20 protein-coding genes are annotated in these 19,114 nt (G+C 68.0%); 6 read left to right on the top strand and 14 right to left on the bottom strand.

The window, feature by feature from the left end; genetic code table 11:
• Positions 1–71: 71 nt before the first annotated feature.
• Complete coding sequence (locus tag IFT71_RS02885; RefSeq protein WP_192139035.1) at positions 72–1,670, top strand: spinster family MFS transporter; 1,599 nt, start codon at positions 72–74, stop codon at positions 1,668–1,670.
• Between the two features lie 42 nt (positions 1,671–1,712).
• On the opposite strand, the gene IFT71_RS02880 is transcribed toward IFT71_RS02885, so the two are convergent.
• Both IFT71_RS02880 and thpR read right to left on the bottom strand, forming a co-directional pair.
• Entirely contained in the window at positions 1,713–2,249 is a 537-nt protein-coding gene (locus tag IFT71_RS02880) for a superoxide dismutase family protein (RefSeq protein ID WP_192097295.1), read from the bottom strand.
• 12 nt (positions 2,250–2,261) lie between these two features.
• Complete coding sequence (gene thpR / locus IFT71_RS02875) at positions 2,262–2,864, bottom strand: RNA 2',3'-cyclic phosphodiesterase (RefSeq protein WP_192139034.1); 603 nt, start codon at positions 2,862–2,864, stop codon at positions 2,262–2,264.
• Between the two features lie 119 nt (positions 2,865–2,983).
• Here thpR and IFT71_RS02870 point away from each other — a divergent pair, with 119 nt between their 5' ends.
• From IFT71_RS02870 to IFT71_RS02855, 4 genes are all read left to right on the top strand, one after another.
• Positions 2,984–3,733, top strand: coding sequence for a Bax inhibitor-1/YccA family protein (locus IFT71_RS02870; protein WP_031440668.1), 750 nt, complete (start codon positions 2,984–2,986; stop codon positions 3,731–3,733).
• A gap of 82 nt (positions 3,734–3,815) precedes the next feature.
• Complete coding sequence (locus tag IFT71_RS02865) at positions 3,816–4,607, top strand: transglutaminase-like domain-containing protein (protein WP_192139033.1); 792 nt, start codon at positions 3,816–3,818, stop codon at positions 4,605–4,607.
• Positions 4,608–4,700: 93 nt separating this feature from the next.
• Positions 4,701–5,009, top strand: coding sequence for a hypothetical protein (locus IFT71_RS02860; RefSeq protein WP_056407889.1), 309 nt, complete (start codon positions 4,701–4,703; stop codon positions 5,007–5,009).
• 264 nt (positions 5,010–5,273) lie between these two features.
• Positions 5,274–5,816, top strand: a complete 543-nt coding sequence (locus tag IFT71_RS02855; protein ID WP_244654701.1) for a hypothetical protein — start codon at positions 5,274–5,276, stop codon at positions 5,814–5,816.
• 4 nt (positions 5,817–5,820) lie between these two features.
• Here the strand turns inward: IFT71_RS02855 and IFT71_RS02850 are convergent, their stop codons facing one another.
• The 6 genes from IFT71_RS02850 to IFT71_RS02825 all read right to left on the bottom strand — a co-directional run bounded on the left by IFT71_RS02850 (position 5,821) and on the right by IFT71_RS02825 (position 10,541).
• On the bottom strand, positions 5,821–6,552 hold the full coding sequence (locus IFT71_RS02850; RefSeq protein ID WP_192139031.1) for an extensin-like domain-containing protein: 732 nt from the start codon (positions 6,550–6,552) through the stop codon (positions 5,821–5,823).
• The gene (locus IFT71_RS02845) at positions 6,552–7,331 is read right to left on the bottom strand and encodes an NUDIX hydrolase (protein WP_192139030.1); all 780 of its coding nucleotides are present in this window, start codon (positions 7,329–7,331) and stop codon (positions 6,552–6,554) included. Before IFT71_RS02845 ends, IFT71_RS02850 begins: the two co-directional genes overlap by 1 nt.
• Positions 7,332–7,459: 128 nt before the next feature.
• Complete coding sequence (locus IFT71_RS02840; protein WP_031393951.1) at positions 7,460–7,975, bottom strand: MucR family transcriptional regulator; 516 nt, start codon at positions 7,973–7,975, stop codon at positions 7,460–7,462.
• A 326-nt stretch (positions 7,976–8,301) separates the two neighbouring features.
• Entirely contained in the window at positions 8,302–8,787 is a 486-nt protein-coding gene (locus IFT71_RS02835) for a cupin domain-containing protein (RefSeq protein WP_192139260.1), read from the bottom strand.
• Positions 8,787–9,896: a Gfo/Idh/MocA family protein gene (locus IFT71_RS02830; protein ID WP_342212577.1), complete on the bottom strand. Its 1,110-nt coding sequence runs from the start codon at positions 9,894–9,896 to the stop codon at positions 8,787–8,789. Before IFT71_RS02830 ends, IFT71_RS02835 begins: the two co-directional genes overlap by 1 nt.
• 84 nt (positions 9,897–9,980) lie before the next feature.
• Positions 9,981–10,541, bottom strand: coding sequence for a gluconokinase (locus IFT71_RS02825; RefSeq protein WP_244654700.1), 561 nt, complete (start codon positions 10,539–10,541; stop codon positions 9,981–9,983).
• Between the two features lie 196 nt (positions 10,542–10,737).
• Between IFT71_RS02825 and IFT71_RS02820 the strand changes: the two genes are divergently transcribed.
• A complete protein-coding gene (locus tag IFT71_RS02820) occupies positions 10,738–12,009 on the top strand; it encodes an NAD(P)/FAD-dependent oxidoreductase (protein ID WP_192139028.1) in 1,272 nt (423 codons plus the stop codon).
• Here IFT71_RS02820 and IFT71_RS02815 read toward each other — a convergent pair.
• The 6 genes from IFT71_RS02815 to IFT71_RS02790 form a co-directional block, all read right to left on the bottom strand.
• Positions 11,972–13,066, bottom strand: a complete 1,095-nt coding sequence (locus tag IFT71_RS02815; RefSeq protein WP_197975987.1) for a metallophosphoesterase — start codon at positions 13,064–13,066, stop codon at positions 11,972–11,974. The genes IFT71_RS02820 and IFT71_RS02815 overlap by 38 nt on opposite strands.
• Before the next feature lie 154 nt (positions 13,067–13,220).
• Positions 13,221–14,279: a LacI family DNA-binding transcriptional regulator gene (locus tag IFT71_RS02810; protein WP_244654699.1), complete on the bottom strand. Its 1,059-nt coding sequence runs from the start codon at positions 14,277–14,279 to the stop codon at positions 13,221–13,223.
• Positions 14,272–15,789 (bottom strand): tryptophan halogenase family protein, encoded by a 1,518-nt coding sequence (locus IFT71_RS02805; protein WP_192139026.1) that lies wholly within the window; start codon positions 15,787–15,789, stop codon positions 14,272–14,274. The genes IFT71_RS02810 and IFT71_RS02805 overlap by 8 nt, the downstream gene beginning before the upstream one ends.
• A complete protein-coding gene (locus IFT71_RS02800; RefSeq protein WP_192139025.1) occupies positions 15,786–16,820 on the bottom strand; it encodes a cupin-like domain-containing protein in 1,035 nt (344 codons plus the stop codon). Before IFT71_RS02800 ends, IFT71_RS02805 begins: the two co-directional genes overlap by 4 nt.
• Positions 16,813–17,529: a SapC family protein gene (locus IFT71_RS02795; protein ID WP_192139024.1), complete on the bottom strand. Its 717-nt coding sequence runs from the start codon at positions 17,527–17,529 to the stop codon at positions 16,813–16,815. The genes IFT71_RS02800 and IFT71_RS02795 overlap by 8 nt, the downstream gene beginning before the upstream one ends.
• Positions 17,529–19,082, bottom strand: a complete 1,554-nt coding sequence (locus IFT71_RS02790; RefSeq protein WP_192139257.1) for a tryptophan halogenase family protein — start codon at positions 19,080–19,082, stop codon at positions 17,529–17,531. The genes IFT71_RS02795 and IFT71_RS02790 overlap by 1 nt, the downstream gene beginning before the upstream one ends.
• Between the last annotated feature and the right edge of the window lie 32 nt (positions 19,083–19,114).

Below are 19,114 nucleotides of genomic sequence, written 5' to 3'. Positions count from 1 at the left end.
CCGCGTGAAACCGCTGTTGATACGAAGAAACCTCTGATACCGATTGCTCGAAAACGACGGTCGGAGGGGTCATGGCGCAGGTCGCGGATCAATCGAAGTTCGAAGAAGCGCCGCCGCCTGCAGAGCCGGACGGGCAGGCGGGGGCGACCCGCTATGGCTGGTACGTGCTGTCGATCCTGTTCCTGGTCTATGTGCTCAACTTCGTCGACCGGCAGATCATCTCGATCCTTGCCGAGGACATAAAGCGCGATCTGGGGCTGAAGGACCAGGATCTCGGGTTTCTCTACGGGACCGCCTTCGGGGTCTTTTATGCGCTGTTCGGGATTCCGCTCGGGCGGCTTGCGGACAATTGGCACCGCGTCCGGCTGATGACGATCGGCCTGACGCTCTGGTCGGTGATGACGGCGGTGTCCGGCCTGTCGCGGACCGGCGGGCATCTCGCGGCGGCGCGGATCGGCGTCGGTATCGGCGAGGCGACCGCCAGCCCGTCGGCCTATTCGCTGATATCCGATTATTTCCCCAAAAGGCTGCGTGCGACCGCGCTGTCGATCTATTCGGCCGGGCTTTATGTCGGTGGCGGCTGCTCGCTGTTCATCGGCGGGGCGATCGTGCAGGGCTGGAACCGGGCCTATCCGGGCGGCGGGCCGTTCGGGCTGGTCGGGTGGCAGGCGGCGTTCATGGCGGTCGGTGTGCCGGGTCTGCTGCTCGCGATCTGGATCGCGACGCTGAGGGAACCGATCCGCGGGCATGTCGAGGGGCTTCCCGAACCGGCGCCGCACCCCGCACCGTTCCGCGCCTTTGCTGGCGAGCTGCTGACGATCGTGCCGCCGCTGACTCTGGTCGGTGCGGCGATGGGCGGGGTCGGGGCGTTCGTCGTCAACCTCGCCGGGCTGGCGATCGTCACGCTGGCGGTGGTCGGACTGGTGGCAGCAGGCGAACCTTGGCCGCAATGGGTGGCGATCGGGACCGGCGTTTATGCCGTGTTTTCCTGGGCCTGTGCGCTGCGCCGCCGCGATCCGCCGACCTTCGCGCTGATCATCGGGACGCCGGCGTTCCTGTGCACGGTCGTCGCCTATGGCCTGAACGCGTTCCTGAGCTATGCGGCGAGCTTCTGGGCGGCGCCCTATGCGCTGCGCGTGCTCGGCGCGACGCCGTCGAGCGCGGGGTTCCTGCTCGGCGGGCTGGGCGCGCTTGCGGGGTTTCTCGGGCTGACGATGGGCGGGGTCATGTCCGACCGGTTGCGGCGGACCAACCCGGCGGGGCGGCTCTGGGTGGTGATCTTCGGCGCGGTCGTGCCGGTGCCGTTCCTGTGCCTCGCCTTCACCGCGTCGGCGCCGCTGCCCTTCTATGCCGGGATCTTCCTCGCGCAGATCACGGCGAGCTGTGCGCTCGGTGCCGCGGCGGCGACGACGCAGGATCTCGTGCTGCCGCGGATGCGGGGAACGGCGACCGCCACCTTCTTCATCGGCACGACGCTGATCGGGCTGGCGCTCGGGCCATATCTGGCGGGGCGCGTGTCGACGCTCAGTGGGAGCCTGTCGGTCGGGATGCTGTCGCTGCTGGTCAGCGTGCCGATCACGCTGGCCACGGCGATGGCGGCGTACCGGCTGGTCCCGGCCGCCGAGGCGTCGCGCGAGGCGCGGGCCCGGGCGGCGGGGGAGGTCGCCTAGCCATGGCCCCTCGCCGAGGATGCCATGGCACGGCGGGGTGGTTCAGCTCGGCTGGAACACGCCGCACGCGATGCGTCCGCCGCTGTTGCCGGACGGATCGGTCATCAAATCGTCGGGACCGGCATGGACCACGAACGCCGAACCATCGGCATCGAGCAGCCCGGCCATCGTCGCGCCCGGGATCGTGACGCCGACCGTGCCGCGGCCGTCGGTGCCGGTGATCAGATTGGGCAGATCGCCCTCATGCGGCCCCTGCGGGTTCATCGACCCGTGCTTCATCGACGTCGGGTTCCAGTGCCCCCCCGCGGTCGTGAAGTCGGGGGCGTCGCAGCGGCCGGTCGTGTGGATATGGACGCCGTGCGTGCCCGGCGGCAGCGCCTTGGCATCGACGGTGAAGCGCAGTCCGCCGGCGACGTCGGTCGCGGTCGCGCGGCCGACATCGACCCCGGCGGCGTTCATCAGCATCGCGCGTGCGCTCTGCCCGCCTGCAACCGGCGTGCCCGTCTCGAGCCCCTTCTGATCGCAGGCCGCCAGTCCGAGCGCCGCTGCACCGACCAGCGCAAATGTTGCAATCCGCATGTCCGTCTCTCCCTATTGATCCGACGCGAACCCGCCAAAGTCGCCGGCGGTTCCGGCGTCCGGTTCGAGCGGCCAGCGCAGCAGCGGTTCGTACCAGGCACCGTCGCGGCCGAGGTGGCTCTGGTACAGCGTCAGATGGGCCATCGCAAACGGCGCGCTGGCGAGGCCGGCATGGCGGGCGATCCAGCCGTCGATCTCCGGGGACGTGCCGAGCGATCGCGGCAGCCGCGCGAGCGTGACGTGCGGCAGATAGGCGCGGCGGTCGGGTGGCAGCCCGGCGCGGACCACCGCCTGATCGACCTTGCGGTGGAGCGCGGTGAGCGCGGCATGCGGGGTGACGCCCGCCCAGAGCGTGTCGGTCCGCCCGCGGCTCGCGAACTGGCCGACCGCATGCAGCGCAACCGTTGGCGCCGCCGGCGTCAGCGACAGGCGGAGCCGGTCGATCTCGGTCACGATGTCGTCGGCCAGGCGCGGATCGACTTCGCCAAGGAAGCGCGTCGTAACGTGGAGCTGCTCATCATCCTGCCAGCGCGCACCGCCGATCCCGTCCATCAGGTCGAACAGCATCTCGCGGATGTGGAGGGGCGGGCGGAGCGCGAGAAACAGGCGTAACATCGGCAGGAATCATAGCGCCGATCACCCCGAATTGGGAACGTCTCCGCTTGAAAATCGTCCTTCCATCACCGATGTTGCACGCAACCGGCATGTGGCCGGATAGAGGAGTTGTAATTTCAATGGCTAATTGGTCTGATCCCCGGCCTCGTGCCGCGCCGTTCGGAGCGACGGCCACCACCACCGGTTCGGCAGCGTATGACGCGGGTCTCCGCTCGTACATGCTGTCGGTCTATAACTATATGGGCTCGGGCGTGCTGTTGACCGGCATCGTCGCGCTTCTGTTCGCCTGGGGCGGTGCATCGTCGCCTGCCGCACAGGTGTTCATGGGCGGCGGTCCGCTGAAGTACGTCATCATGTTCGCGCCGCTCGCGATCGTGTTCGGCATGAGCTTCGGCCAGAACCGGATGAGCACCGCGACGCTGCAGATGCTGTTCTGGGGCTTTGCGATCCTGATGGGTCTGTCGCTGTCGACGATCTTCCTGGTCTATAGCGGCACGTCGATCGCCAGCGCGTTCTTCGCGACGGCTGCCGGCTTTGCCGGGCTGAGCCTGTACGGTTACACCACGAAGCGTGATCTGTCGGCGTTCGGGACGTTCCTGATCATCGGCGTGGTCGGTCTGCTGGTGGCGAGCATCATCAACATCTTCCTCCAGTCGGGTGTCATGCAGCTGGTTATCAGCGGCGTCGGCGTACTGCTGTTCGCAGGTCTGACGGCCTATGACACGCAGCGTACCAAGAGCCTGTACATGCAGGTCGCGGGTACGGACATGGTCGGCAAGGTCGTGATCATGTCGGCGCTGAGCCTGTATCTCGACTTCATCAACATGTTCATGTTCGTGCTTCGCCTGTTCGGCAGCAGCCGCAACTAAGCGCTTCGCACCTTCTCTGAGTGACGGTCCGGCGGGAAACTGCCGGGCCGTTTTTGCATCCTGGCCAGGATTTAAGACCACAATGCGTCTCTCGATCGACGTTCATCTGGATTATGGAATTGCCGGCGACGCCGACGTGTTGCTGCAGATCGAGGCGGCGGCGATGCCCGACCAGCGGATCGAGGAACAATCGCTGACGATCTGGTCGGACAGCCCGATCCGCGCGGTCCCGGGCGAGGACGGCATCGGCCAGCGCTGCTGGGCGCGGGGACATGGCAGGCTTACCGCGGCGTACCGCGCGGTGGTGAAGGTCGAGCGGCCGGTCGTCGCGCTCGGCGCCTATGGCACGACGCCGCCCCGGCTGCTGCCCGGCGACGTCACCGCCTATCTGATGCCCAGCCGCTATTGCCAGTCGGACCGGTTCGAGGGGTTCGTCGCGCGCGAGTTTCCCGGGCTCGACGGCGGCGCGCTGGCGGCGGCGCTGAGTGCGTGGGTGGGCAACGCGCTCGATTACCGGATGGGGTCGAGTTCGGGCGAGACGACCGCGCTCGACACCTTCGCGTCGCGGTCGGGCGTGTGCCGCGACTATGCGCATCTGCTGGTCGCGCTCGCCCGCGCGGGGGGGATCCCGGCGCGCTGCGTCTCCGCCTATGCGCCGGGGGTCGATCCTCCCGATTTCCACGCGGTCGCCGAGCTCTGGCTCGATGGCGCGTGGCGGCTGGTCGATCCGACCGGGATGGCATCGTGCGGCGATATCGCACGCGTCTGCATCGGGCGCGACGCCACCGACATCGCGTTCATGACGGTGTTCGGGCAGGCGACGCTGTGGACACAGACGGTCCGGGTCCGCGCGCTCGACGACGAAACGACGTGACCGGTCCGCGACGCGAGTCGCTTATCGCAGGGGCAGGAACACCGGGCGTGCTGAACCGTTTGCGTCCGTAACGATTTTCACAGGAGTCTCGACATGACCGATATCGACAAACGCGCGCTCGACAGCCTGTCGGTTGCACCGGATGGGCAGGATGGCGATGCTGCCAACGGCCGGACCGACGGCCGCGACCCGCGCCAGGAGGCCGGTCAGGACAAGTCGATCGGCAAGCGGCTGCAGAAGAACCCGTCGAGCAACGATGCGCGTCTCGACAATGCGCTCGACGAGTCGATGGATGCGAGCGATCCGCCCGCCTCGACTCAGCCGGTGCACAATCAGGGGCCGGCGCCGTCGTCGGGCTATGATGCCGAAGCAGAACGCAAGCTGGCCGAAAAGAACAGCTGATCTATCGTGGGGTCTGCTCGCGCTTGGCCGATACCGGGCGCGGGCGGCACTCCGACATTCCAAGTTCGAATGTTGCGTAAATACCGCCCTTGGCGAAAAGTTTGGTGGCTGGCCTCGACTGGTCGCATTGCGTGTTGCAGCGCAACAGATTTCATGGTCGCTTATAACCGTGACGTGACGATGCGTTAGGGACCATCCTCTGCCCCAAATGCATGGGAACGCCTGTTACTTGCAGCAAGGCGGGGTGACGATATGGCTTCACGGATGAAACCGGCAAAGGGCATCACGACGCTCGCCGAGATGAAGGAATTCGCAGGCTTTTCCAGCGCGACGCAGCGTTATATCCGGCGTTCGCTCGATGTCGGCCTCGATCGCGAGGATGCGATGACGCGCTGGTCGCGCGACGTGGTCGAGGAGGCCAGCATCCGCGCACAGGCGCGGCTCTATCGTGGCCTCGACGATCTTCGCGAGCTTCTGCCCGAGGACGCGGGGCTCGGCGGGGCGGACCGGTTTCTGGGAAAACTGGTGACGCTGGCCGCGTTCGATCTGGGCCAGGGGCGGCTGACGAGCTTTTCCGCGTTCCGGTTCCTGTACGAGCGGCTTGCCGGCGCGGATGTCCGACCCTGGCTGCCGTCGGCCTTCTGCGCGGCGGCGGCACTGCCGCATCTCCATCCCGAACTGCGCCGCAAGCTGCTCCAGTCGATCAGCGAAGCCGCGGCGACCGCGTCGGGCTGGTCGAGCCGCGAGCCGGTCTTCTTCCCCTATTGGGTGGAGAAGGTCGACAGCGGGACGTCGCTCGCGACCTGACGGCTCAACGGCAGGCGCGCCAGCCCATCGCGCCGCGATCCGCCTGATCGAGATGGAAGTGATCGGCATGCGCGGCGTTGTAATCGGGCGAGAGCGTCGTTGCGAACAATTGGCAGGCGCCGTCGCGGACCTCGCGGAGGAAGGCCGCCTTTTCGTTATCGCCGCGCCAGTCGCGGGCCACGGTGATCCGGGTGCCATTGCCTAGCCGAAAGCCGGCAATGTCGACCGCGTCGGCGGTCGAATGCTCGCTCCACGTGCCGGCGTCGCGGCCGTAGATGCGGCGACAGCTATAGCTGCCGAAATGGTCGATGCTCGTGACCTTGGTGCCGAAATGCCGTTCGGCCGCGGGCTGGACGACATTCCATTCCCATATCGCGAGCGCGGCGGCGACTGGACAGGCGATCCCGAGACCCGCGGGCGCAAAATCGATCCGCCGTGCGCCGCCGGATGTGAACCGGACGCCGTCGCTATAGCCGCACTGGCCTTCACCGCTGCGAGGCGGCAGCGCGGTGTAGCGGACACCGGCACGCTCGAGCGCGGCCCGACAGGCGGGATAGGACTGGGTCAGCGCAGTGAGCTTGCGCCCGGTCATCAGCCCGATCGGCTGGCCGAGGTCGAGCGGGGTCCAGGGCAGATCCTGCGGACGACCGCGCAGCGTCGACCAGAGTATCAGGCCGCAGCCCGCGATCACCGCCAGTGCGACGATCCAGCCCAGCGTCCGCCGCACCGCACGCATCAGCCGTGCGCCACACGCGTGACGGGCTCGCTGGTCACCGGATAGCCGAGATCGTCGGGGATGCAGAAATGGTCGATCCCGTCGCGTGGCTCGATCCACGGCGTCACGGTGCGGACCGGTCTGCGTCGTGTGTCGTCGACCGCGTCGTCGAAACCGGCGAACAGCGCGAGGCGCTCGAGGTTGCGGCGGGTCGGGAAGATCACCTGCGCGCGACCGGCATCGGCATGCGCGAGGATCTCGGCAGCGGTCGCCCAGAGCAGGCGGACATTCTCCGTCTCGTCGACGCGGGCGGGGGCGGCGTCGGCAGGCAGGCGCGCGAGATAGAAGCGCGTGTCGAAGATGCGGGTCAGATGATGCGCGGGTCGCCACCGCGCAAAATAGGTGAGCATGTGCGGATCACAGCGGAGCCCCAACTCGTCGAGCATCGGCCCCAGTTCCCCTCCGGCATGCAGCGCCGCACGCAGTGTCGCGAGCGTATCGGCGGACGGTGCGGGATGAAGACCGATGGCGAGCCCGACCTCTTCGACCGTCTCGCGGATTGCGGCGATGCGGGCGGCGACCTCTTCGATCGCGGTCTGATCAGCGGGCTGCTGGATGAGGTGCTGTGCGAGAGTCCGGTCGGCGGGGTCGACGCGGCCACCGGGGAAAACGAGTGCACCGCCGGCAAACGCCATCGATCCCGCACGCTCGACCATCAGCAGTTCGGGGGCGAGCGACGGGCGATCGCGAAAGATCACCAACGTGGCAGCCGGAATGGCGGGGGAGATCGGTTCGGTCATCGATCTGTGTAACGCGCGAAACCCGGATCGGGCCAGACGGCATTCTAGCGTGATTCAGAGCGCGACCGGCAGAGCGCTCAGAATGCTTTTAACGGTCGGGGAGGGCGATCAGCCCTCCCCGTGGCGCATCAATCGTCGCTGCCGAGTGTACGCTTGGCGGCATCGAGCGCGGCCTTGCCGGTCTTGCGCGAAGTCTTGCCTGCGTCTTCCGCAGCGGCTTCGACCTTCGAGCCAGCCTTGCGGCCGAGGCCGATCGACTTCGCCATCGCACGGCGTGCTTCCGAATAGGTCGCAGCGACCATCGGATAGTCGGCCTTCAGGTTGAAGCGTTCGCGATACTGCTCCGGCGTCATGCCATGCGTCGTCAGGTGGCGACGCAGTGTCTTGTACTTCTTGCCGTCGATCATCGAGACAATGTGGTCAGGCGATGCAAGCGACTTGCGCGCCGTCACGGCGGGCTCATAGGTCGTCGCCTCGGCGGTATCGCCCGTCATCTCTGCGCCGGTCGTGAGCTTGGTCACGGCGGTGTGCATCGACAGGAGAAACGCAGGAACGTCTTCGGCAGCGGTGCGGGTGTTGGGGTTCGCCAGCCAGGCTGCCGTCAGTTCTGCCGCCAGTTCGACGGTATTGATGGTTTCGGTCACACGGGATCCTTGATTGTTGAAAAATTTTCCCCCTCCATTCGCGCGACTACGCGCTATTGGCAGAAAATGACACCCGCAAATATTATTAAAGCGCTCAATTGACCGGGAATTCTGTTCGCGACGTCGAATCCGGGCGCTGATCTTGCGATTTGCTGAGTTTATACGCGCGCCAGACCAACCCTATAGATCCTCACAAATACGCGCATTCGCGGTTGTAGCATGCGTGCGCTCGCAGCGGGTCCGACATTCGGCGCAGTCATCAGATCCGGCAGATCAGGGCGCGGATCGAGACGCCCGATCGGGACGTCGCGATTGGCAGACGCATCTTATCGCGCAGGGGCAGCCGGTCGGCGCGGCGTGATCTTGGTACCGAGCAGGACCAGCCCGTTCGCGCCGACACCGAAGCCGTGCGGAACGCCGGCGGGGATCAGCAGGACGTCGCCGGGGCGGAGCGCGCGGGTCGTGCCGCCCTCGATCCGCGCGCCGTCGGTGAGGCCGGGATTGACGACATGCGGATCGACCAGGCGTCCCCCCGAAAGCAACGTCCCCGATCCCGCGACGACGGTCGCATATTCATTGTCGTCGGGGTGCACCGCGGGACGGCCTTCGGCTTTCCAATATTCGAGCGCGACGACGCTGCCGCCGCCGCTGACGAGCGTCTGCATCGCGAAGCCCTGACCCGGTTTCATCGTCGCTTCGAGCGCCGCGACCGCGCGGGGGATATCGGTCGCCGCGGCGAAATCGCGCGCCGCCTCCTGCGCCGGCGCGGCTGTGGCGACCGCGACCGTCGCCAGCGCGAGCAGGACGCGCATCACGCCTTGGTGCCCGATGCCAGCCGGATCGTCCGCCCCTCGCGCGCCGAACGGTAGATCGCCTCGACAATGCGCAGGTCGCGCAGGCCTTCCACACCTGACACGATTGGTTCGCGGCCGGTGCGGATGCAGGTGACGAGATGATCGAGCTGGCTGGCGAACTGGGTTCGGCCGGATGCTGCTGGCGTGACATCGCGCTCGCGCCCGTCGGCGCCCGTCCACATCCGGTTGTCGGCATAGCGGGTCGCGGGTTCGAGTTCGATCCGGCCGCGTTCGCCCATCAGCAGGATGTGGTTCTGGTTCGCGCTGTACATCGACTGGCAGCTGGCGATCGCGCCGGACGGGAATTCGAGCGTCCAGTCGATCATGTCCTCGACCTCGCGAAACCGCGGATCGGTGCGATCGGTGGACTCGCGCGCGGTCACCGCGACGGGCTCCTCGCCGGTCATGTAGCGCGCCGCCTGGAGGCTGTAGATGCCCATGTCCATCAGCGAGCCCCCGCCCGCCAGCGCCTTGTTCAGCCGCCACTTCGACGGATCGCGCTGGGCGAAGCCGTGTTCGGACCGGACATAGCGCGTCCTGCCCATCGTCCCCGCGCGCGCGAGCCGCATCGCCTCGACATTGCAGGGCTCGAAATGGCAGCGATAGCCGATCATCAGCTTGCGATCCGCCGCCTTGCAGGCCGCGATCATCGCCTCGCATTCGGCGACCGAGACCGCCATCGGCTTTTCGCACAGCACATGCTTGCCGGCGCGCGCGGCGCGGATTGTGTACTCGGCATGCATCGCGTTGGGCAGGCAGATATAGACGATATCGATATCGGGGTTGTCGCGGATCCGGTCGAAGGTCGCATAGCTGTAGACCGACCGGTCGGGCAGGCCATGCGCCGCCGCGACGCGGCGCGCCTTGGCGGGGTCACCGCTGACCACCGCGGCGAGCCGGCTGTGCGCGCATTTGGCGAATTCGGGGATGATGACGTCGAGCCCGTAATAGCCCAGCCCGACGATCGCATAGCCGAGCTTGCGCGTCGGGGTGGCCGCCTGCGTGATTGCGGGCACCGCGGCCAGTGCGGTTGCGCCGATGACAAATTCGCGTCGTCCTATCGTCACGATCAGATCCCCCATCCTGCAAGCGCTGTCGGCCACCCTGTTCGGCCACCAGTTGCCGCGTGGCCATTACGACCTTGGTCGATCTTATCGCCGATCGGTGCCGTTAGCGCCATCCGCGCTGGCGCGGTCATCGATCCAGGCCCAGACGTCGCGTACCAGCGTGTCGGGCGTCGCCTGCGCATCGAGCGTGATCGCGGTTTCGTCGGGCCCCGGGCGCTCGAGCGTCGCGCGCTGGCTGTCGAGCAGGCTGGCCGGCATGTAATGCCCCGCGCGCGCGCCGAGCCGTCGAGCGAGTTCCGCCGGATCGGTATCGAGCAGGACGAACAGCAGCGGGACGCCCGCCGCAGCGACAAGCCGCTCGCGATAGACCCGCTTCAGCGCGGAGCAGGCGGCGACCGCAAAGCCGTCGGCCGCGACCGCATCGCCGATCGCGTGACCGACGCGGTCGAGCCAGGGCCAGCGGTCGGCGTCGTCGAGCGGATGGCCGGCGCGCATCTTGGCGACCGCCTCTGCGCTGTGGAAGTCATCGCCCTCGAGAAAGCGGTGGCCGGTCTGATCGGCGAGGCGCTGGCCGAGCGTCGACTTGCCGCTGCCGCTGACGCCCATGACGATGATCGCGCAACCGCGCGGGACCGCGTGGGGCATGCCGTCGCCGGAGCGGGCCTGGGGGGAGGGGGTGGTTTGCACAGATCCTGACTCGCGGGTTGAGCGCGTCCGGCGGCGCCTGGTTCCAGGCCTCTATCCGGTCGATCGCGATGATTGGCCATTACGACCATCGTCGCGCCCTTGTCGACCGGCGTCGGGACGGGCATCGAGACCGGCCAATCACAGAGGTCGATGCATGTCCGCTCGCAATCATCATGACGTCCTGATCGTCGGGGCCGGCCATGCCGGTGCACAGGTCGCGATCGCGCTGCGGCAACGCGGCTATGCGGGGACGATCGGGCTAATCGGCGACGAGACGTCGCCCCCCTATGAGCGGCCACCACTGTCGAAGGACTATCTGGCCGGCGAAAGGGCGTTCGATCGCATCCTGTTGCGTCCGGCCAGCTTCTGGGCGGAGCGCGGGATCACGCTGATCCCCGGCCGTCGTGTGACCCGGGTCGACGCGGCCGCGCACTGCGTTAGCCATGTCGACGCGCAGGTGACCGAGAGCGCCGACGAGACGAGCCTGCACTATGGCACGCTCGTCTGGGCCGCGGGGGGATCGCCGCGGCGGCTGGGGTGCGACGGGCATGATCTTGCCGGGGTGCACGGGGTGCGCACGCGCGACGATGTCGACCGGATGATCGCCGAGCTGCCGGGTGTCACGCGGGTCGTGGTCGTCGGGGGCGGCTATATCGGGCTGGAGGCGGCGGCGGTGCTGACCAAGCTCGGCAAGCAGGTGACGGTGCTCGAGGCGCAGGACCGGGTGCTCGCGCGGGTGGCGGGGGCGGCGCTGTCGCGTTTCTACGAGGCCGAGCACCGCGCGCACGGCGTCGATCTGCGGACCGGCGTGACGGTGGCGGCGATCGAGGGCGCTGGCGGAGCCGCGTCGGGCGTGCGGCTGGCGGACGGTACGGTGCTGCCGTGCGAAATGGTCATCGTCGGGATCGGCATCGTGCCGGCGGTCGCGCCGCTGATCGCGGCAGGCGCCGGTTCGGCGGGGGGTAACGGGGTGATGGTCGACGCGCAGTGTCGCACGAGCCTGGCCGATGTCTTTGCGGTCGGCGATTGCGCGGCGCACGCCAGCCGCTTTGCCGGCGGGGAAGTGATCCGCGTGGAATCGGTGCAGAATGCGAACGACCAGGCGGCGATCGTCGCCAAGGCGCTGACCGGCGTCGAGGAGGCTTATAGCGCGGTGCCGTGGTTCTGGTCGAACCAGTATGACTTGAAGCTGCAGAGCGTCGGGCTGTCGACGGGGCATGATCTCGCGCTGCTGCGCGGCGATCCGGCGAGCCGCAGCTTCTCGGTGGTGTATCTGAAGGCGGGGCGGGTGGTTGCGCTCGACTGCGTCAACAAGACGCGGGATTATGTGCAGGGGCGGGCGCTGGTCGTCGCGTCGGCGCGCGTCGAGCCGGCGCTGCTGGCCGACATCACGGTCGACCTGAAGACGCTGGTGCCTGCGGATTGAGGTCCGGCCCGGCGGCGTGCAGCGTGAACCGCGTCATCTCCGACGGGCGGCCGAGCCGGACCGCGAAGCCCGGCCAAAGCCCGGTGCCGTTGCCGACATAGAGCGTCATCCCCACGACGTCGTAGCGGCCGGACACGAACCCGCCATTGGCGCGCGCGAACAGGCGGTCGAAGCCGGGCGCGACGCCACCATGCGTATGCCCCGACAGCTGGAGCGCGACGCCGTGCGCCGCGGCGTTGCGCGCATTGCGGGGCTGGTGATCGAGCAGCAGTATCGGTGCCCCCGCGGGCGCGCCGCGCAGCGCGCTTTCGAGATCGGGACCGGGCTGGCCGACCGAAGGGGCGGACAGGTCGGTGAGCCCTGCAAGCACCAGCTGCGCGTCGTCGCGGGACAGCACGGCGTGGCTGTTGGGGAGCATGCGGAAGCCGAGCCCGTCGAGATGTCGCATCCAGGCGGCGTAATCGAAGAAATATTCGTGATTGCCCGGGATCGCATAGACGCCGTCGGGAGCGCGGAGCGCGCGCAGCGGGGCGACGTCCGCGCGGCGCATCGCGACCGATCCATCAATGAAGTCGCCGGTGACGACGATCAGGTCCGTGCCCGCCGCATTGGCGCGGGTGACCACCGCCTTTGCCCAGCGCGCCGGGAACAGCCGGCTGATGTGAAGATCGGTGAGCTGGAGGATGCGATACCCCTCGAACCGCGGCGGCAGTCCGGTGATCGTGACCGCGACGTCCTTGACCGGCGGCACGCGCAGCGCGTTCGAGACTCCGATCGCGGAGATCAACGCCGCGAGCCCCGCGATCGCATAGCGCAGCCCGTCTGGCGCGGCGGTCGTGCTGCGGCGCAGGATCGCGGTCGCGAGCGTGCCGATGTCGAGCAGCAGCTGGAGCATCGCGAGCAGCACGATCGCCGCGAACGCCCAGTTGAACAGGATGACGACGCTGCGCGGAAATTCAGGGGCGAAGATCGATCCCGAGGACAGCCGGTTCCAGAAATGGAACTGCGAGGCGAACAGCAGCAGCAGCGCCACGCCGGCCTTGAGCCAGAGCGACATCGACAGCGGCCAGAGCCAGCGGGCAAGGACGACCAGGCAGGGCGTCGCGAAAATGAGATTGAAAATGACGGTCTCCGTTCGTCCCCGCGCCGCCTGTGGGGGAGTTGGCCGTACGTCGCAAGGCCCGCCGGACCCGCCGGCGCGAGCAGACCGGTCAGGCGGTGGCGGGTGGGCGCGCGGTCGAACGGCGGACCGTCAGTTCCGCCGCGACGGTGATCGGTGCGTCCGGCGGAGGATCGCCCGCCAGCCCGGCGATGATGAGGCTGACCGCGCGCGCCGACGCCTCGGCGATCGGCTGGACGATCGCGGTCAGCGGCGGGTGGGCGAGGCGGATGATCGGCGTGTCGTCGAAGCTGATCAGCGACAGATCCTCGGGCACACGCATCCCGGTTTCGCGCGCGAGTTCGAGCGTCGCGAGCGTCATCTGGTCGTTGCTGCCGATGATCGCGGTTGGCGGCTCGGGCAGCGCGAGCAGCGTCCGGGCCGCGGCCCGGCCCGAGGCATGGCTGAAATCCCCCGATGCGAGCAGGTCGGTGCTGTCGAGCCCCGCATCCGCCATCGCCGCGCGCCAGCCATCGACGCGCCAGCCGCTGAGTTCATACTCGGCAGGCCCGGCGATGAAGCCGATCCGCCGGTGGCCGAGCCCGACGAGATGCTCGGTTGCGATCCGCGCCGCGCGCGCGTCGTCCATCATCAGGCGCACGCCGGGCCCTTCGCTGATCGAGCCGATCCGCACGAACCGGATGTCCTGCGCCTCGAGCAGGTCGATGATCAGCGGATTGCCCGAATGCGGCGGGGTGAGAATCACCCCGTCGGGCTGCAGCGCGGCGATCGCGCCCAGCAGTTCGCGTTCGATATGATCGCTATGCGTATCGACCAGCTCGACGATCAGGCGATAGCCATGCTCGGCGCAGGTCAGCATCCCGCCCAGCAGCATCTGGTCGACCCAGTCGGTCCCCTGCCGCGCGCGCCAGTCGGCGATCGTGCGTTCGCGATCGTTAAGCGCGAGGATCAGATAGGAGCGCGAACCGCCCATCCGCTGCGCCGCGATCGAGGGGACATAGCCGAGCCGGTCGATCGACGCCTGTACGCGCTCGGCCATTTGCGGGCGGACGCCGGTTTCCTTGTTGACGACGCGACTGACCGTCTGCAGCGAGACGCCGGCGTCCGCTGCAACATGCTTGATCGTCACGGCCTGACGGCGCCTAGCCAAGATGCGGGGATCCCGCCGAGGCAGACGGCGCGGTGCTGCAGTAATGCGCGACATAGGCGGCATGGTCGGGCAGCGCGTCGACGGTCGCGTTGGTCGTGTCGCGCAGCCCGCCGAGCAGCCGGACGAGTTCGTCGTCGCGCATCTTGGTCGCGATCGGGTGATAGCTCTCCGGGACGATGCCCTGGCCGAGCATCACCTGGACCCAGCTGTTCTCGGCGAACAGCTCGTCATTCTTGCGGAACACGCGGCCGGTCTCGCGGAAGAGCGCGATCTTGTGCGCGAGCGGGTCGGGCACCGGCATCGACGCGCATTGCCGCCAGAAGGCGCTGTCGCGGCGGTTGGTCGCCTTGTAGTGGAGGATCAGGAAATCGCGGATCTGCAGCATGTCGGTATGCTGCTGTTCGTTGAATTCGGCGACGTCGCGCGGGCTGATCCCGGCCGAGGGAAACATCCGCAGCAGACGAAGGATCGCGCGCTGGATCAGATGGATGCTCGTCGATTCGAGCGGTTCCATGAACCCGCCGGACAGGCCGATTGCGACGCAGTTGCGGTGCCATTGCTGGCGTCGCGCGCCAGTGACGAAGCGGATCTTGTTCGGCTCGGTCAGGGTCGGTCCCTCGACGGTGCCGAGCAGACGCTCGAGCGCGGCATCGTGATCGAGATAGCGGCTGCAATAGACGATGCCGTTGCCGGTGCGGTGCTGCAGCGGGATGCGCCACTGCCATCCGGCATCGTGCGCGATCGCACGGGTATAGGGCAGCGCCGGCCGGACGCTCTCGGTCTGGACCGCGATCGCGGAATCGCACGGCAGGAAATGCGTCCAGTCGTCGAACCCGGCATGCAGCGCCTGTTCGATCAGCAGCGCGCGAAAGCCGGTGCAGTCGAGGAACAGGTCGCCCTCGATCCGAGCGCCCGAGTCGAGCGTCAGCGCGGCGATGTCGCCGCTTTCGCCGTTCAGCTCGACCTGGGCGATCTTGCCCTCGACGCGGGTCGTGCCGTCGGCCTCCGCCATCTTGCGCAGGAAGCGGGCGTAGAGACTGGAGTCGAGCTGATAGGCATAGTTCATCCGGCCATCGGGCAGATGTGCGAACTTGCCCTGCAGTGCGGCGCGCAGTTCGAGGCAGTAATCGTCGAACGGCTGGTGATGGCCGCGCGTCAGCCCGTGCAGCCAGAAATGCTGGAAACCCGCGGACCAGTGATCCTTGCCGGTCGTGCCGAACGAATGGAAATAGGTGTCGCCGCGATCCTTCCAGTTGTCGAACAGGATGCCGAGCTTGAACGTCGCCTGCGTCTCTCGCATGAACTCGGCTTCGTTGATCCCGAGCAGGCGGTTGAACGTCACGATCGGCGGGATCGTCGATTCCCCGACCCCGACGGTGCCGATCGTCTCGGATTCGACCAGCGTCACCGCGACCGTGCGGCCCATCGTCCGCGCGATCGCGGCGGCGGCCATCCAGCCGGCGGTGCCGCCGCCGGCGATGACGACGCGGTGGATCGGGGGCGTGGTCATCGGCTGAGTGCTCGCAGGAGGAAGGCGCGCAGCTTGCCTGCGCTGTCGGGGGTGAGCGGGGCGAGGACGCCGCGTTCGGGCTCGGGGATATGCGCCGCGACCGCGGGGTCGTCCGAGAAGACATAGTGATCGAACATGGCACGCCAGTGACGTTTCTCGTCCGCGGGCAGGTCGCGGATCGCGAGCAATGCGTGATTGAGCGCATCCTGCGGCTGGCCGAGCCAGCGCGGCGTGTCGCGCCACCAGTAGTTCACTAGCACGTTGAAGTCCGAAAGCCCCTCGACATGGTGCCACCACAGCGCCGGAATGTAGAGCGCGTCGCCGGCATCGAGCTCGGCGACCTGCGCCTGCGCGAGCGCATCGCGGAAGCCGGGATAGGCGGCGAAGTCGGGGTCGTGGAAGTCGACCATGCTCACCGCGCGGCCCGCGGGGGTATTGTCGACCGGCCCCAGATAGAGATTGCGGAACTGGTCGCGCGGAAACAGCGTGAAGCGGCGACGACCGACCGCGACGCAGGCGAGGTTGTCGGGCGCGTCGTTATGCGCCGCGATCCGCGTCGGCGTCCCCATCCAGATGCTCGCGAGCGGTGTGCGGTCGCCGAGGTCGACGTGATTGGCCTCGTGCAGCCCGGTGAAGAAATTCTGCATGTCGATCGAGGCGAGATAGATGGACGGCGCGCCGTCGACCCCCTCATTCTCGGTCATCCGCGCGAAGATCTCGGGCAGCGGCGCGCGCATCATCTGGAAGTTCATGCCCTGCATGTCGCCGTAGAACAGCCGGCCGCCACTCTGCGACGCACCGACCGAGACGGCAAAGGGCGTGGGCCGGGCATGGCGCTCGATATAGTCGCGCGCCGCACGTCCCGACTGGCGACCGGCCTCGACCATCGGCCAGTCGGCGACGAGGCCGCGGACGATGAACGGCGTCGTCGCCTCGCGCAGCAGCGTGTCGAGCGCCGCCGGCCCGCTGATGTCGACTTCGCGGATCCGCGGCAGGGCAGCGAAGATCCCCGCGGTGCCGGCGTCAGCCATGCGCGAGCCGTCGGTTCTTGCGTGCGACGAGATCCCCGATCTGGCCGAGCGAGGCGAGCGCCATGAAGATCGGCAGCAAATGGCCTTCGGCGTGAAGCTCGGCGACGGATGCGGGATCGAGCGCTTCCAGGCGATCCTCGTCGATGACGTGATAGCCGACCAGCCGGTTCTTCGAGCCGTCCTCGAGCGTGACGTCGAGCGTCAGCGGTTCGAGCAGGTCGTGGCGCTGGAGCGCGGCGAAGAACGCGGTCGCGGCGACATAATCCTCGTCGAGCGCGCGCAATTGATCGGCGATACGTTCGAGAAACGGCGTCGGGCGACCGGTATCGTCGAACACGCGCATGCCTTCGCCGGCGCCGATCCGCGGGCTCGCCATGTCGATATGCACCTGGCGCAGCGACGAACCCTCCGGCCCACGACCGACGAGGAAGGGCTGGCTGTCGATCGCGAGCGGGCGATAGCGGGCATCCCAGCGGCCGCCCTCGAGAAACAGATTCTCGCCCGCCTCGAACCCGAACATCGCGAGCGCGGTGAAGCCGTCGCGGGTCTGGTCGCGCTGGAAGAGGATCGGATAGTGCGTCTGGACGCGGCGGAATTCGCTGGGGACGGTGATGCACGCCATGACGGCGTCGCCCAGCGCATCCGACCGGTCGGTGCGGATCCGCAGGTCGCGGTGCTCTTCGGGCGTCAGGATCGCGTGGTCGGGCATCAGGCTCTCGTTTCCATGGTAGCGCCTGTCATCGCACGCCGCAGGGCGTCGAGATAGGCGCGATTGGTCGGCAGGGCGGCGGCGAGCATGCGGCCGTGCCGGTCCACCTGCTGCACGAGCATGTCGGCGGCACCGCGCGCGCCCGTGCGGACAGGCGTGCGGCGCGGCGCGGGAAAGCCCATGCCGTAGAGCACGTATTGATAGCTCGCCGCGGGAAAGATCTCGTCGACCATCGGGAAGTCGGCGTGCGACGGGGGCTGGTCGGCCCATAGTTGGAGCAGCTCGGTGAGACGCGACGGGATCGACCCGGGATCGCGGTGGTCGCGCCAATAGGGTTCGTCGCGTTGGCTCAGGACATAGTGCAGTTTGAGGAACTCGACGATCCGGTCCCAGCGATAGCGGAACAGCGTGTTGAAGCGCGCGGCGTGCAGATCCATCGTGCGGCGGGTCGCCGGGAAATTGTCGAGCAGCGCGTCGACCGAGAGCTCGACGAGCACGATCGCAGACGCCTCGAGCGGCTCGAGGAAGCCGGCGGACAGACCGATGGCGAGGCAGTTGCGGTGCCAGAAACGGTCGCGGTGACGCGACTGGAACCGCAGGGGGCGAAAGTCGGGGAGTGGTGCGTCGGGGGCGGTCGCGCGCAGATAGCGGGTGAGCGTGTCCGCGGCCGCGTCGTCGTCGAGATGCGCGGACGAATAGACGCAGCCGATGCCGCGTCGCGCGGGCAGGCCGATATCCCAGATCCAGCCCGCGGCGTGCGCGGTGGCATTGGTCTGCGACGCGATCGGGCTCTCGGCGGCGACCGGCAGCTGGACTGCGAGCGCGCGGTCATTAAAGAGCTCGCGTCCGCGGTCGATCGTGCCGACGCCGTAATGCTCGCCGATCAGCAGTGCGGCATGACCCGTGCAGTCGAGGAACAGGTCGCCCTCGATCCTGCCCGATGCGCGCGTGCGGACCGCGGCGATGTCGCCATCGGCCGCGCCATCGACGCCGACGACATGGTCGCGCAGGTGGCGCACCCCAAGCCGTTCGGTCGCGTGGCGGGCGAGCAGGGCGGCGAACTTGCCGGCGTCGAGATGATAGGCGTAGTTCAGCGTGCCCGCATAATCGGGCATCGCGCGCTGGCGTGGGGCAAGGTTTTGGCTGCAGACGGCATGTTGCGCGCAGAGCGCTTCGGCAAAGGCCAGACCGCTGTCGGACCAGGCCGAGGCGAGATCGCGGGGGGCTGCATCGGCGGGAGCCGTGAAGGGGTGGAGATAGCGGTCGTCGGGCGCGCCGGTGCGCCAGCCGTCGAAGCGCGATCCCTGTTTGAACGCGGCATCGCAGGCGAGGAGGAATTCGGTTTCGGAGATGCCGATCCGTTCGAGCGTACGGCGCATCGTCGGCCATGTGCCTTCGCCCACGCCGATCGTCGCGACGTCGGGCGATTCGATCAGGGTGACTTGAAGCGGGCGCTCGGCATCACGGTCCGCGCGGGCGGCGATCAGGCACGCAGCGAGCCATCCGGCGGTGCCACCGCCGACGATCACGACCGAGGTGATCGCGCGATCCATGTCCAGCCCGTCAGTTTGCATGTCCGACACTG

The sequence above is a fragment of the Sphingomonas sp. CFBP 13733 genome (assembly GCF_014841795.1).
GTDB classification, from domain to species: domain Bacteria; phylum Pseudomonadota; class Alphaproteobacteria; order Sphingomonadales; family Sphingomonadaceae; genus Sphingomonas; species Sphingomonas aerolata.
The sequence above is the reverse complement of the archived record's forward strand: the minus strand, read 5'-3'. Positions and strand labels throughout refer to the sequence as shown.